Source organism: Streptomyces sp. GbtcB7 (genome assembly GCF_019091445.1).
Lineage (GTDB): Bacteria > Actinomycetota > Actinomycetes > Streptomycetales > Streptomycetaceae > Streptomyces > Streptomyces mirabilis.
On record NZ_JAGXJM010000057.1, the window covers coordinates 42873 to 55362 of the forward strand.

Annotated in this window: 14 protein-coding genes and 4 pseudogenes; 10 read left to right on the forward strand and 8 right to left on the reverse strand. The window is 67.9% G+C overall.

Translation table 11 applies throughout. The features are described from left to right. Window positions 1–18: 18 nt before the first annotated feature. Window positions 19–345, forward strand: a complete 327-nt coding sequence (locus KVT44_RS50525) for a hypothetical protein (protein ID WP_254650997.1) — start codon at window positions 19–21, stop codon at window positions 343–345. 142 nt (window positions 346–487) lie between these two features. Here KVT44_RS50525 and KVT44_RS50530 read toward each other — a convergent pair whose 3' ends face one another. Both KVT44_RS50530 and KVT44_RS50535 read right to left on the reverse strand, forming a co-directional pair. Then, complete coding sequence (locus KVT44_RS50530; protein ID WP_217575340.1) at window positions 488–682, reverse strand: hypothetical protein; 195 nt, start codon at window positions 680–682, stop codon at window positions 488–490. A 67-nt stretch (window positions 683–749) separates the two neighbouring features. Beyond that, window positions 750–1067 (reverse strand): hypothetical protein, encoded by a 318-nt coding sequence (locus KVT44_RS50535; protein WP_217575342.1) that lies wholly within the window; start codon window positions 1065–1067, stop codon window positions 750–752. Between the two features lie 167 nt (window positions 1068–1234). On the opposite strand from KVT44_RS50535, the gene KVT44_RS50540 reads away from it, so the two are divergent. From KVT44_RS50540 to KVT44_RS50550, 3 genes are all read left to right on the forward strand, one after another. Continuing rightward, a complete protein-coding gene (locus tag KVT44_RS50540) occupies window positions 1235–1777 on the forward strand; it encodes a hypothetical protein (protein WP_217575344.1) in 543 nt (180 codons plus the stop codon). 497 nt (window positions 1778–2274) lie between these two features. Then, complete coding sequence (locus KVT44_RS50545) at window positions 2275–2790, forward strand: hypothetical protein (RefSeq protein WP_302832228.1); 516 nt, start codon at window positions 2275–2277, stop codon at window positions 2788–2790. Between the two features lie 273 nt (window positions 2791–3063). Continuing rightward, window positions 3064–3270, forward strand: coding sequence for a hypothetical protein (locus KVT44_RS50550; RefSeq protein WP_217575346.1), 207 nt, complete (start codon window positions 3064–3066; stop codon window positions 3268–3270). An 18-nt stretch (window positions 3271–3288) separates the two neighbouring features. Here the strand turns inward: KVT44_RS50550 and KVT44_RS50555 are convergent, their stop codons facing one another. Together KVT44_RS50555 and KVT44_RS50560 are read right to left on the reverse strand one after the other, a co-directional pair. Continuing rightward, a complete protein-coding gene (locus tag KVT44_RS50555) occupies window positions 3289–3612 on the reverse strand; it encodes a transposase (RefSeq protein WP_302832229.1) in 324 nt (107 codons plus the stop codon). Between the two features lie 180 nt (window positions 3613–3792). Next, window positions 3793–4047, reverse strand: a pseudogene (locus KVT44_RS50560) (IS110 family transposase); the annotation flags it as partial. 216 nt (window positions 4048–4263) lie between these two features. On the opposite strand from KVT44_RS50560, the gene KVT44_RS50565 reads away from it, so the two are divergent. Next, window positions 4264–4830, forward strand: a complete 567-nt coding sequence (locus KVT44_RS50565; RefSeq protein ID WP_190169429.1) for a dihydrofolate reductase family protein — start codon at window positions 4264–4266, stop codon at window positions 4828–4830. Between the two features lie 253 nt (window positions 4831–5083). On the opposite strand, the gene KVT44_RS50570 is transcribed toward KVT44_RS50565, so the two are convergent. From KVT44_RS50570 to KVT44_RS59330, 3 genes and pseudogenes are all read right to left on the reverse strand, one after another. Continuing rightward, entirely contained in the window at window positions 5084–5632 is a 549-nt protein-coding gene (locus KVT44_RS50570; RefSeq protein ID WP_217575348.1) for a hypothetical protein, read from the reverse strand. Window positions 5633–5684: 52 nt separating this feature from the next. Continuing rightward, window positions 5685–6164: a transposase gene (locus KVT44_RS50575; protein WP_217575350.1), complete on the reverse strand. Its 480-nt coding sequence runs from the start codon at window positions 6162–6164 to the stop codon at window positions 5685–5687. A 202-nt stretch (window positions 6165–6366) separates the two neighbouring features. Beyond that, a pseudogene (locus KVT44_RS59330) lies at window positions 6367–6926 on the reverse strand (transposase); the annotation flags it as partial. Between the two features lie 624 nt (window positions 6927–7550). Between KVT44_RS59330 and KVT44_RS59335 the strand changes: the two are divergent. The 3 genes and pseudogenes from KVT44_RS59335 to KVT44_RS50585 form a co-directional block, all read left to right on the forward strand. Beyond that, window positions 7551–7715: pseudogene (locus KVT44_RS59335) on the forward strand (hypothetical protein); the annotation flags it as partial. Window positions 7716–7739: 24 nt separating this feature from the next. Beyond that, window positions 7740–8138 carry a hypothetical protein gene (locus tag KVT44_RS59340; RefSeq protein WP_254650998.1) on the forward strand — a complete coding sequence of 133 codons (399 nt, stop codon included), beginning with the start codon at window positions 7740–7742 and terminating at the stop codon, window positions 8136–8138. A 119-nt stretch (window positions 8139–8257) separates the two neighbouring features. Beyond that, window positions 8258–9421 carry a DUF6183 family protein gene (locus KVT44_RS50585; RefSeq protein WP_217575352.1) on the forward strand — a complete coding sequence of 388 codons (1164 nt, stop codon included), beginning with the start codon at window positions 8258–8260 and terminating at the stop codon, window positions 9419–9421. A 138-nt stretch (window positions 9422–9559) separates the two neighbouring features. Here the strand turns inward: KVT44_RS50585 and KVT44_RS50590 are convergent, their stop codons facing one another. Further along, window positions 9560–10429: an IS5 family transposase gene (locus KVT44_RS50590; protein WP_217575353.1), complete on the reverse strand. Its 870-nt coding sequence runs from the start codon at window positions 10427–10429 to the stop codon at window positions 9560–9562. Window positions 10430–10840: 411 nt separating this feature from the next. On the opposite strand from KVT44_RS50590, the gene KVT44_RS50595 reads away from it, so the two are divergent. Both KVT44_RS50595 and KVT44_RS50600 read left to right on the forward strand, forming a co-directional pair. Next, the gene (locus tag KVT44_RS50595; RefSeq protein ID WP_254650999.1) at window positions 10841–11374 is read left to right on the forward strand and encodes a class I SAM-dependent methyltransferase; all 534 of its coding nucleotides are present in this window, start codon (window positions 10841–10843) and stop codon (window positions 11372–11374) included. A 155-nt stretch (window positions 11375–11529) separates the two neighbouring features. Then, a pseudogene (locus KVT44_RS50600) lies at window positions 11530–12490 on the forward strand (transposase); the annotation flags it as partial.

Below are 12490 nucleotides of genomic sequence, written 5' to 3' on the forward strand. Positions count from 1 at the left end.
AACAGGAGCGCAACCATTTTGCTGGGCCTCGGTGAGATCGCCTTCCTCCTCGGGCGGCGGCCGCGTCCCGTACACGGCCCGTTCTGGGCCCGGACGGAAAGGGGGCTCCTGTCGATCCTGCCGCAGTGGAACGCTCTCGGTTACAACATCGGGTACAACGGCGGCGGCCCGCACGCCTTGGCCGCCTACCTCACCCAGGTCGCCGACACCGACGGGCGGAACACGGCCGCCTGTGCCTCGTACGAGCAGGCGCACTCCGCGATCCTCGCCTGGACGCAGAGCAGCGCGGCAGACCGCGGCGCGAACGAGTTGACGCTGCACGACCTCAGGACGATGCAGCGGTGACGAAGTCGCCGGGCCATCTGTCGGGACGTAGCAACGCGACTGATCATCGTGGCACTACCGATGGGCAGGGCCACCACTCCCCGGCCGCGGGCCCTGACACCCCGAGCGCGGCCTCGGCGTCGTCCGGGAGCCGCGAAGACCGTCAGGGCTCACTGCCGGGCTGCCATTTATCGAATACCCAGCCTGGATGGGAAGTGCGGAGGTAGGGCAGGTGCGCGTCCCGGTCCACAGCTGTCAGTGTCTGGACCTGTTGCAGCGTGATGTGGCTGGCCGAGCCGATGTTGAACCCCCAGGAGAAGCCAGCCAGCGGCAGCACGCGCCGTTCGGTGTCGTCCATCGGTGTCCATGCCAGAAGGCTGTGGGCCGTCCAGGTCAGGGGGTCTCGCTTGGCCCGTGATGGTGCGTCAAACAGTCCGCTGCAGGCGCCAGGTCTTCAGGGGCGCCATGGCCTGCTCGCCGACGGCCGGGGCGCGGGCGTGCGCGGCGTTGACCACTCGCCGGCCTGTCGAGAGGCGATTCCAAGTCACGTCCTCCATCCGAGGCCCGTGCTCGTCCCGTCGGCGCCACCACTCGTACGTCGCTCGGTCGTTGGCCGTGGCGTTCCTCCAGGCAGACTGCCCGCGGACGAACCAGAGGAAGTCGAAGAGCGTGCGCAAATCGCGGGCGTGCGCGGCCTGCGTGTTCCACGGAGAGGGCGCCGGCCACACCGGGAAGTACCACACCCACCGCTCCCCGTCGGGTCACGGCAGCAGCCCGCGAGGTACTCCGGCCCCTCGGTCTCCTGCAACGCGGAAGGTCGCGAACCTGGGTCGACGACCACGGATGGTGGCTGGGCATCGTCGAGTTCCAGCCTGGCCGGAACGACGGCGGCTATCTGAACGTCGGCGTGATGTGGTTGTGGCAGGAAAGAGATCACCTGGCATTCGATGTCGGCGGCTGCGAGCCCGGATTCGAGCGGTTCGTGAACCCGGCCCAGTTCGCCCTCGACGCGCAAACCCTCGTGCGGCGAGCCGCCGACCTGGCGCTGGAAAACCGGGCCAGGTTCATTGACCTGCCGTCCACCACCGACGTCCTGACCTCGCAGAAGCCTCGCCCCGGCTACTTCTGGGACAACTACCACGCCGGGATTGCCGCCGGACTGACCGGTGATGTCTCCACCGCGCGGCGACGCCTCGACCAGGTCCTGGCCGAGGACGCCTTCGCGCCTTGGATGGTCCGAACTCAGGAGTCCACCCGGCAACTGCACGCCCTGGCAGAGGACCCCGAAGCCTTCCGGGACTGGGCGACGAAAGCCACCATCTCCTGCAGGCAGCAGCTCACGCTCCAAACGGGGGGAGGAGACAGCGGCCAGCGGCAGTTACTGGAGGTGAATCGCACCCCGAAACTGCCATGCTCGGTGAGAATCACACCGGTGGTGTCTCGGCCGAGCTGAGGCACCACAGCTCAGGACCCACAGACCCGCCATGATCCATGAGACATCCGATCCCTTCGGATCCAGTCCCCGACCTCATGGCTTTCCGGCCTCAACTCGAGTCTCACCCAGACCTGACACCTCGCAGGTCAGGGAGCATCCAGATGAGGTGCTCGATGAGACAGGACACGTCGAGGCATGGTCGTCGCTCATTGCGGTGTACGACCTCGTTGCCGGCCCCGTCGCAGCCGAGGATCATCGGCCGCCGTTCCTCGCGGATGCCGACTCCCTCCAGGGTCCACAGATCGTGGTGGTTGAGCGGGGCGCGGCCTTGACGGTGACGCTGGTCCAGCCGGCCGGCACGGCCGACTCGGGGCGCTCCCCAACTCCAGTCCGCTGAGCAGCTGATCACCGTCGAGGCGGGCGGCGGTGTATCGCCGCACCGGTTTCACCACCGCCGGCACCCCTGAGAACGCTCTGAAACCGCGCTGAATGGGGGGTCGGCCACGCTCTGCGGCATGACGACGACGGCCCCGCTAGGGGCAGCAGACTGGGAGGGGATCACCATGAACGGCCTGCGACTGATCCGTCAGCACGCGGCGGCCTTCGGGCGCTTCGCCGGGCTGGGCAGCGGGGTCACCCTGGCGGCCTCGGCGGCCCTGGTCCTGCTTTCGCAGTGGATTCCGTGGATGGCGGCGAACGCGCTGACCACCGTCGCCTCCACCTTGGTCGCCACCGAGCTGCACGCCCGCGTCTCGTTCGGCCACGGACGGCCCGGTCTGGCCGGCCACCTGAAGAGCGCGGCCACCATTGCCCTCGGTTGGCTGGTCACGTCCGCCGCGGTCGGCTCGCTGGCCGTGCTCCGTCCCGGCGCCGGACTCGTCCTGCAGCAGACGGTGTACCTGTCGGCCACCGCGCTCGTCGGGATCGGCCGCTATCTCGTGCTGCGTCTGGCTGTGTTCGCGGAGCGCGCCCCGCGGCCCCGGACCGGCGACGGCGTCCGGTTGCGGGCCGCGTACGACGCGGCGGCGTGAGGGCTGGCGGGGAAAGTACTGCGGCCCCGGGTCGGGGCGGACGGCGCGTCTCTCGGGGGTCGGCAGTAGCGGATGGACGTGCGGCTGGCCGTCGGCCTCGTGGGTCGACGGCGAGTCCGGACACGTCGGCCCGTTCCGCAAGGCGGCGGCTGTCGGGGGGTGCCCCTATGTGTTTGGTCAAGGTCGAAGACCAGTAGGTTCGTGTGCCCGGGGTGGGGATCGAGCCGTAGGGGGCGTTCGTGGGCGATAGCGAGGTCACGTTCAAGCTGACGAGTGACGAGTGACGAGGCGCTGGTGCTGTCGCACTGGCTGGAGAAGCTGCAGATGACGGACCTCAGTCGCGTTGTCGACGATCCGGCGGTCTGGGCACCGATCCATCGGATTGCCGGAACGCTGGACGAAGCGCTTCCTGAGTTGTTCGAGCCTGACTATGACCAGCGGGTTGAGGCCGCTCGTCAGCGACTTCGACCGGAAGACTGACTGATCGGTCTGAACTTCTCACCTGGAAGCAGCGGATTGGGGTTCGTAGAAGGTTCCGTCGCGGAGCATGGCGAAGAGGACGTCGGCCCGTCGTCGTGCGAGGCAGAGCAGGGCTTGGGTGTGGTGCTTGCCCTGCGCGATCTTCTTGTCGTGGTAGGCGCGCCATTCCGAGTCGCCCAGTGCAGCGAACGCGGAGAGGAAGAAAGCCCTTTTGAGCTGCTTGTTTCCCCGTCTGGAGGGCTGTTCGCCTCGGATCGAGGAACCCGAGTTCCGGGTCGCCGGGGCGAGACCCGCGTAGGCGGCGAGGTGGCCGGAGGACGCCGGGCGCTGCCAGTCTTTCAATAGGCATCGCCGTGCCGAAGAGGGTTCGGAGTCATCCCGACGCCCACCAGACCACCACGAAACTCACCGTGGAGAACGGTGCCTGTCTTCTTTGAGACCTCACAGGTCAGAAGGAACTGAGGCATCCGCTCCACGCGCTCCAGACCCGCCTCAACAAGTGGGTGCGGAAGCACGTACGCACTGCATTAGAGGGTGTGCCTCCAGGAGTTCCTCGAGTCGTCCGGCCAGCACTTTCCGTTGGTCAAGGACAGCCGTTAGGGAGGCGGCGAGGCTCGGGACGATCAGCGAGGCCGCCCCAGTGCCCGGGACGGTGACGGTCTGCTCGTCCAGAGCGTCGAAGAAGTCCTCGACCAGGCGCTCTGCCATCCGCGGAGCCTTCGGCCGCAGCAGGGTGACCAGCTGACGCCTGCCTGTTCTGCGGATCTGGGCCGGGGACCGGATACCGCAGGTTCATGATCTTGTGGCGAGAAAGAACTTCTCGGCAGCGTGTCGATCGGTGGGTCTCCCGTTCGACGCTCGGGTAGATGGCGCGACCCGCGAAGCGGAATCCGGACAGGCCGCGGCTCTGTGATCAACAAGTGTTGTCCATTCGTCGACCAGCGGTGGGTTGCCGACCACATAGCCGGCCGCCGGACGTCCCAAGGAGAAATCATGCAGATCCGCGCCCGTATGAGTATGAGTGCCGATGGCTACGTGACCACGCCGAACGGGTGGCCCGCCCTGACCGCCGACCCCGCGTTCGTCTCCGGCGAAAGCCACGGTATCCGGGAGTTCCTCGATGACTGCGAGGCGGCGCTGATGGGGCGCACCACCTTCGAGCCCGCGCTGACCAACAACCGCTGGCCGTGGCCGGACCTCGACGTGTTCGTGCTCGGCTCACACCGTCCGGACGGCACCCCCGATCACGTCACCACCGACAGTGACCCGGTGCGGCTGCTGGAGAAGCTTCGCTCGGCCAACCGGGGTGGCGACGTCCACCTCATCGGGGGCCCGCAGACGATCGGGACGTTTCATGCCATTGGCGCACTCGACACCCTTGAACTGGTCGTACTGCCGATGCTGTTCGGCGGTGGGATGCAACTGACACCCGTGCTCAGGCCCGACACCGGGCTGACCTTCCAGCGCGAACGTGCTCTCCCCGGCGGTTCAGTGGAGATCGTCTACTCCTGCCGGGGAAGTCGCACCGAACTTCCGAGCAAGCCTGCCAGCCAACGCTGATCTCGGCCAAGACACAGGTCGTACAGGTGCGAGATAGCGAGCCCACGGCCGCTGGTGGGCTGCGGAACCGCCCACCAGGGGTGCCAGGAAACGGTCTTCCGGGCCGTGGGAGACGGTCGCTGCCCCAACTTCGTACGCCCTTCCGTCGGTGTCGCAACTGTCAGTGCCTGTTTCCCTTCCCCGATGGTCCGTGCTGGTGCCCTTGGCCCCCACGTCAAGATGCCGTTGCTCCACGCAGTTCAGGTGAACGTGCTCAGGGTTGAATGGGTTGGCCGGGCGGCCGGGTGGGGTCGTAGTGCGTGCGGGCGAAAGTGTCGTTTGCGCGGTGGACAGTGTCGGGTTGCGGCGGTGCTGGCCAGACGCTCAGAAAGTGCTCTTCCACAGGGGTGTCGCCTTCGTGTGCATCGCCTTCATCGCGTCCGCGTGCCTGGACGCGGACCCGGTACCAGCCCGTGCCGGCCGTGGCGAAGTTCCCGGCATCCTCCTCGACATCCCCGCCCCACCGGAATAGCCGCAGGATGCCACTCGTGCTGCAGATGCTTACGTCCACTACGGTCTCCCACTCCTGGCCCGGCAGGAGTGGTTCATCCGCGCAGTGCTGGGTGGTCAGGCGTATCCAGCCGGTGTGCGTGCCCGCGAGCACCGTGAGGTGCTCCGGGCCCCCGGCTGCCAGGCTGTTTCCCGCGAAGATCCGCCCGACCGTGTCGGTGTCGTCGTACTCGCTGAGAAAGTCGTCGCCCTGCAGGTAGTACTGCCTGTAGGAGACGGACATGCGATCCGAAGTCCACGCTGTGTAGCGCATCCAACGGATCATGCCCTGCCCCACTGACAGCGCTGAAACAGGGGCTGACGGGTCAGGCCGCCTGCGCCAGGTAGTACGGGGACGCGTCGCGCCGTTCGGTGGGGCGGGTCCTGCGTCGGGTGAGCCGCCGGGTCATCAGCGTGATGGCCAACTTGTGCCTGCCCCGCACCAGTTCCCGCAGTTCCCGGGTCTCGGGCGGCGCCAGCCAGGCTTCCGGCAGTCGGCCCATCCGCGGTAGGTCGGCCAGGTCGACGGCGTCTCGCTCGTCGTTCTTGACCGGGCGGTAAGCAAACGCCTCCACCCCCAGGGGGTAGGCCAGGTGAACATCGGCCCCGGCCTCAGTGAGGACGTCAGCGGCCCAGTACCAGCCGAGAGTTGCCTCCAGTACCACCTTCGCGCGCGGACCGGCCTTGGCGATCTCCCGCTTGAGCCGGACCGGGTCGTTGTCGAAGCGGACCGTCTTCCCCAGCTGCCGCCCGTCCGATCCCATGCGAACCAGGACTGAGCGCCGCCGGTGCAGGTCCAATCCCACCCACTGCACACCTTCGTGCGGTGAAGTCATCGAGGGCCTCCCCGAGTTCGGACTTCTGCCTGAGCCGAGCATCCTGCGCACCCGGCAGGAGCGGGAGGCCCCGCTCCTTTCATCGCATCAGAGAAGACCGCGTGACGGGCAACGCCGCCGGCGAGGACAACCCGCGGCTGTGACCCGATGCCTTCATCCATCAGCTTGTCTTTTAATCTCTGAGGCTGTCGCGCTCGATGATGCTGTCGGGTCGTCTGGTCGTTTTCCCGACGTCATAGCGGGTCGTGGGACGGCGGTTCTTGGAGCCAAGTGGCCGCCCTGGTCCGGGTGTTGAGGTTTCGGTGCACGGGCCGGACAGGCAAGGCGCGGGCGGAGGTTTCGAATCCCTCGACGGACCCGGGCGGGGGTGAGCCGTGCGGGCTCGGCCGGCCTCTCCCAGGGGCGCCGGAGATCCGCCGCGGCTTCGCGGGTGAGCCGGAGCTGAGTGTGGGCGGCGATCACGAACCATGTCCAGCGGTCTCCGGCCTCGGGGGTGCGGAGCTTCGGCCGGGTCCACCCCAGGGTCTGCTTCATCAGCCGGAAGGTGTGCTCCAGATCGAACCTCCTCAGGAACGCCTGCCAGCGCACGTCGACGTCCTCGCCGCTCAGGCCCGTGGCCGACGACCACAGCCAGAGCGGCAGCGGGTCGTGGCCGCCGGGCAGGCGGTCGACCTGGAGACGGATCAACGTGCCCTCGATGACGGGGAGTTCACCAGTGTGGTCGATCCATGCTTCTGTAGCCATCCTCAGACCCCATCGTTCGAGGCCAGACCTTAAAGAACAAGCTCAGGGAACATTTCTGTCGTCGGCAGGCCCGCTCACGCCGGCCGCAGGCTGCGCTGGTGTGCCCGGCATCGGTCCCCGCCCGCTTCCCTGCTGTGTCGCTCTCGGCTCGAGGTCGTGATGTGCATCACCCGATGGCGGATGCGGGAAGTTGTCGGAGACTTCACAGGTCGTTCCGCTTTACAGGAATCACACAGGTCCCGCATGGGATGCACACGTGAACGACGCATTCCGGAACGGTCTCGACTCCTCGGGAGCGGCGTGTGGGTGCGCCCGGAGGCCCTGAATTTTCCCTGTTGCGTTCACGTGCTCTCTGCCTATGGTGAGCGTCGCGTGCGGTGGATCTTGACCAATCCGGACACACGCGTCTGTCTTTCGGCGACCGGGGGAACACCGTCGCCCACGGGGAGGGGCTGCTTCGTCATGCCGTCACACCGGCCGTCCGCGCACGCTGGTCCAGCCCGCGCTGTGCGCCCCTGACTCCCGCCCGAAGGCCGCGCTGTCACCGACACCGTCTACACGCCGGACGACACCGACTTCGCCGACATCACGATCGACGCCGGCCGGTCACGGATCACCGCCACCCAGCACCACCCGTTCTGGTCGCCCAGCGCCCACCGATGGATCGACGCCCGCGATCTCAAGCCCGGCCAGACGCTGCGCACCAGCAGCGGTGACACCGTCGCCGTCATACGCGTCCACCGCTACCAGCGGCTCCACTCCGCCTACAACCTCGGCGTCGCCGACATCCACACCTACTACGTGCTGGCCGGAGCCACGCCGGTACTCGTGCACAACACGTTCTGCCCGATCGGCTTCGCCGACCTGGGCGGCGGCAAGCTCGAGTCGCCCGGCGGGCTGATCTACGGTCTCGACAGGAGGTTCGGCAACAAGATCGACCATGTGCTCGCCCACGCGGTGGCCGATGCCTCCAGAGCGACCCACACGGTGTTCGTCGAGAAGGACCCCGGCAAGGTGCTCGCCCTGGTGGACGAGGCGTGGGCCATGCAGAGCAAGGCGATAAAGGATCCCGCGGACGCCTTCAGGTTCGTCTTCCCCATGGGAAGAACGATCGGAACCAGGGGCGAGAGGTATCTGCAGATCGCGGTCAATCCGCAGACCAAGGAGATTCTGAGCGCCTATCCGGTGGCTTCGCCGTAGCGGCCCGCGCCGTGTCGTAGAAGAAGCAGAGGTGCGGGACCCGTCCGGCGCTGTACGGCGCCGGACGGGTCCCGCACTTGACGAGCGTGAGGCAAAGTGATTCCACCATGCACAACGACATGACTCAACGGATCAAAGAACTGCTGGACAGTGACTTCTCGGCGGCGTCCGCACTCGGCGAAGAGATCCGTCGCCGGGTTTCGTCCGGAGACTTCGAGTGGGCGACGCTGCTCGGCGCGGAGCTCGCCCGGCGGGCCGCCCGCGAAGGCGAGGGCTCGTCCGAACACGCCTTCCTGCTCGACCGGTTGCAGACGGCCCTCGCCGCGACGGCGGGACAGCGGAGCCTGCGCGCTTTGATGTGCTTGCCGAGCAGTCTGCCAGCCGAAGGGCCGGCACAGATCAGGGCGGAGCGGCGTCTGGCGCAGCTGGTGGCCCTGGGTCAGCGGCCCGAGGACATCGTCTCGGTCGTCTACGACGAGGAGCCGGGCATCGCGGCGTCGGACGAGTTCAAGGCATGCCTGCTGCACGAGCTGGTGCTCGAAGACGTCGCGGTCCCGGAGTTCCCCCTTCTGCGGTCCTTCGGCGAAGCGCTCGTGACGCAGCAGCATCCGCTCGCGCCCCTGCCGCTCCGCCTGCTGCCTACGGAACGCGCGCTGCTCAGGCCGGCGCACGCTCCGCGCGACTGGACGTGGACCCTGCCTCCCGCGACGGTGAAGGAGCACAGCGACCGACCCGAACTCCATGTCTCAGCGGAGATGCGCCGGCGCGGCGCCGAGTTCGATCCGGTGGACGTCACCGTGCCGGAGGCGGCCGAGGCCATGGGCGCCGCGGTGCGGCACTGGCTCGAGGAGTCCAACGGCACGGTCGCCGCGCAGGAGTTCTGGTGCACGTCCCCTGTCTCGGCGGACGACTTCGCGGCCGTCTTCGAGCGGCTGCCGCTGACCCCGTGGCCGGGGAAAGAGCAGAGGGCCCGGCTGCATCCGGCCGCCTCGGACAGGGTGCTGCGGGTGCTGCTCACCGCTGCCGTGCGCAGCCCCGCCTACGGCAGCGGCATGTTCGGTGCGTACGGGCGGCTCGCTGTCTGGCGCTCGCTCGGCGGCCTGGTCGGCGCCGCCCCGGACGCGCCGGTCGACGACACGGCGATGCTGGTCGAGCAGGCGCACTGGTTCATCGCCGACCCTTCATCGGACTGGTTCCACCAGGTGGCCTGGGACCTCGCCGTGGCCGTCCTGCGACCGGGCGGACAGGACATCGCGGTCCTCGCCGCCACGGACACCGACTGATTCCAGCGGCGTCCGCCGACGCCGGCGGCTCCGCGGTCCCGGGAGGGCAGAAAGCCTCTCGTCCGCCGAACCCACAAGGCGTCCGGCGGACGAGGGACCCTTTCCGACGCATGTCAGAGGTCGTTTTCTCCCGTTGTTTCATCCAGGAATCTGCTGTTTGGTCTGCGGTGTCGGGTCGCGCCAGGAGATGGCGTTCTCGCTGGTAAGGCGGCGGGCCATGAGGTCGGTCATGGCGATGTGGATCACGGCTTCGGAGCGGACGGACAGGGTCTCGTAGTCGCGTGCCAGTCGGCGGTGGAGCATGAGCCAGCCGTAGGTCCGCTCGACTGCCCAGCGTTTCGGGATCGGGGTGAATCCCCTGGTCCCGGGCTTGCGTTGAGCGATTTCCACGTCAATGCCGAGGGTGGCCGCGTGCTCGACGACGTGCTGACGGTAGCCGCCGTCGACCCGCACCTTGCGGATGCCGGGGTGTTCGGCCGCGACCTGGTCCAGGAGTCTGGTGCCGGCGACGGAGTCCTGAACACTCGCCGCGGTGACCAGCACGGCAAGCAGGAGCCCGATGGTGTCGGTGACGATGTTCCGCTTCCTGCCCACGATCTTCTTCCCGGCGTCGATGCCCTGGCCGGCGGCGGGGACGCTGGTGGAGGTCTTGACGCTCTGGGCGTCAATCACACAGGCCGACGGCTCGGCATCCCGCCCCTCCTTCTCCCGCAGGAGCTGCCGGAGCAAGCCATTGAGCTGCGCGAACACGCCCTCGTCCGCCCACTTGGCGAAGTAGCCGTAGACCGTGTTCCAGTGTGGAAAATCGTGCGGGAGGTAACGCCACTGAACGCCGGTCCGGTCCACGTACAAGATCGTGTCCATGATGTCGCGCAGGTCGTGCTCGGGCGGCCGGCCGAAGTCCAGGGCGCGGCCGCGGCGCTCGAAGCGCCAGGCCGAGAGCACGGGCTCGATCAACTCCCAGCGGGCATCGGACAGATCACTCGGATACGGACGCCGCTTCGCCATGCTCGTGATGTATCGCCGCGGACCGAGTGCGCCCAGGCGCACAGCGATGACGACCGAAGCACGCAGCCCTGAAAGTCGGACATCCTGGAATGAGACAGGAACGAGCAGCACCCCGCCCCACCCGTCCCCCCTCCAGGCCCACCAACCCCAGCCGCACCTGCTACCTCTTCCGCACCGCCACTCCACCCTCCCAGAATCAGTCCATAAACTTCCAAAGCAGATGAAAACGACCTCTCAGCTTGTTCTTTAAGGTCTGGCCTCGAACGATGGGGTCTGAGGATGGCTACAGAAGGTGCGCCACGCGGCAGACCCTCAGACAGGATGGACGGGTGATCGACTACGAGGCCCGGAACTACGACGCGTCCCGAGGCGGTGAAGCGGGTGGTGGTGGGCGTCGACCGTTCGCCCGGGATGCTGAGCCTTGCTGGGCAACGGGTACCGGGAGGTGTCGTGCGCGGCGATGCCACGCGGCTGCCCTTCGTATCGGACGGGGTAGACGCCGTCGTGATCGTGTGGTTGCTGCATCTGCTGCCAGACCCCGTATCGGTGCTGGCCGAGGCGGTCAGGGTGTTGCGGCCCGGCGGGGTGCTGATCACCACCGTCGACAAGGACGACGCGTACTTCGTCGAGGAGAGTGACATCGCCCAGGTCACGGCGGAGTTGCGGCGCCAGTACGCACCCCGGGTCCCGGACGGTTCCGCCCAGGTGCTTGGTTGGGCGGCAGAGCGGGGGCTGGGTCTCGCAGGGCAGACCGTCTTCCCTGGAATGGGGCAGGGCCGCAGCCCGCGCAGGTGGTGGGAGGTGATCGAGGCGGGCCACATCCCCTGGTGCTCGCATGCGACCGCGGACCAGGTGACCGACGTACGCCGACGGCTCGCTGAGCTTCCGGACCAGGACACGGCACGCCCGGACCCGCTGTACCAGCTCATCGCCTTGAAGGCATGACCTTGCGCCGGCTGAGCTGTTCCTTGGACTCTGGCCTCGAACGATGTCCCGAACGTGATCACCCGTATGGTGATTCCCCGGACGTGAACATGGCCTTCGCCTGATCCTGTGCTCCGATCAAAGACGCACCTGATCAGTACGAAGGCCGTGGGGGAATGAGTCTGCTGCATCACGAGACCCAGCGGCATGCGCTGGCTGTGGCATCACGCTTTCGGGACGACTTATTCGACCGCCTGACCGCGCGCGGGGACGAACTGTTCGACCTCGCCGACGCGTTGCTGTGTGCGGACGGGCCGGTGAGGGCGCCGGTGGATCTGACGCTGGTGGCCGAGCACCGGCGCGGGCACGGTGCCATGTATGACGCGCTGAACAGCGGAAACGTGGGCGTTCCCCGGTTGCGGTAGGTGCTGGCCTGCCTGCCATGCCGCGGGCCGCCGACGGCCGCCTGGTCCTCGCGGTAGACGTCAGCAACTGGCTCCGCCCCGACGCCCCGACCAGCGCGGATCGCCTGTTCTGTCACGTGTACGGCCGCAGCGGCCGCTCCTCGGACCAGTTCGTGCCCGGCTGGCCGTACTCGTTCGTCGCCGCCCTGGAATCAGGACGCACGTCCTGGTGCCAGTTGCTGGACGCCGTCCGTCTCGGCCCGGCCGACGACGTCGCCGAGGTCACCGCGGCCCAGGTCCGCCGAGTGGTCGTGGACCTGATCGAGATGGGCCGGTGGCACCTTGGCGACCGGGACATCCTCGTCGTCTTCGACGCCGGCTACGACGCCCCGCGCATGGCCCACCTCCTGGCCGGGCTGCCGGTGGAGGTCCTCGGACGGATGCGCACGGACCGCGTGATGCGCAAGCCGGTCCCAGTGCCCTGGATCTCCCCGCCGCAGGGCGGACGGCCTCCGAAGCACGGCAAGGAGCTCCGCTTCGCCAAGCCGGAGACTTGGGGTGAGTCGGACGCGGCAACAGTGCAGGTCACCGACCGGTACGGCACTGCCCGCGCGATGGCCTGGGATCGTATCCACCCCCGGCTGACCACCCGCTCCGCATGGATCGACCACACTGGTGAACTCCCCGTCATCGAGGGCACGTTGATCCGTCTCCAGGTCGACCGCCTGCCCGG

Bases quoted from the DNA above. Each gene is read 5' to 3' on its own strand.
- KVT44_RS50530 (WP_217575340.1), bottom strand. From the start codon at position 682: ATGGACGACACCGAACGGCGCGTGCTGCCGCTGGCTGGCTTCTCCTGG.
- KVT44_RS50570 (WP_217575348.1), bottom strand. From the start codon at position 5,632: ATGCGCTACACAGCGTGGACTTCGGATCGCATGTCCGTCTCCTACAGG.
- KVT44_RS50590 (WP_217575353.1), bottom strand. From the start codon at position 10,429: ATGGCGAAGCGGCGTCCGTATCCGAGTGATCTGTCCGATGCCCGCTGG.
- KVT44_RS50565 (WP_190169429.1), top strand. From the start codon at position 4,264: ATGCAGATCCGCGCCCGTATGAGTATGAGTGCCGATGGCTACGTGACC.
- KVT44_RS50595 (WP_254650999.1), top strand. From the start codon at position 10,841: ATGCTGAGCCTTGCTGGGCAACGGGTACCGGGAGGTGTCGTGCGCGGC.
- KVT44_RS50585 (WP_217575352.1), top strand. From the start codon at position 8,258: ATGACTCAACGGATCAAAGAACTGCTGGACAGTGACTTCTCGGCGGCG.
- KVT44_RS50545 (WP_302832228.1), top strand. From the start codon at position 2,275: ATGACGACGACGGCCCCGCTAGGGGCAGCAGACTGGGAGGGGATCACC.
- KVT44_RS50540 (WP_217575344.1), top strand. From the start codon at position 1,235: ATGTGGTTGTGGCAGGAAAGAGATCACCTGGCATTCGATGTCGGCGGC.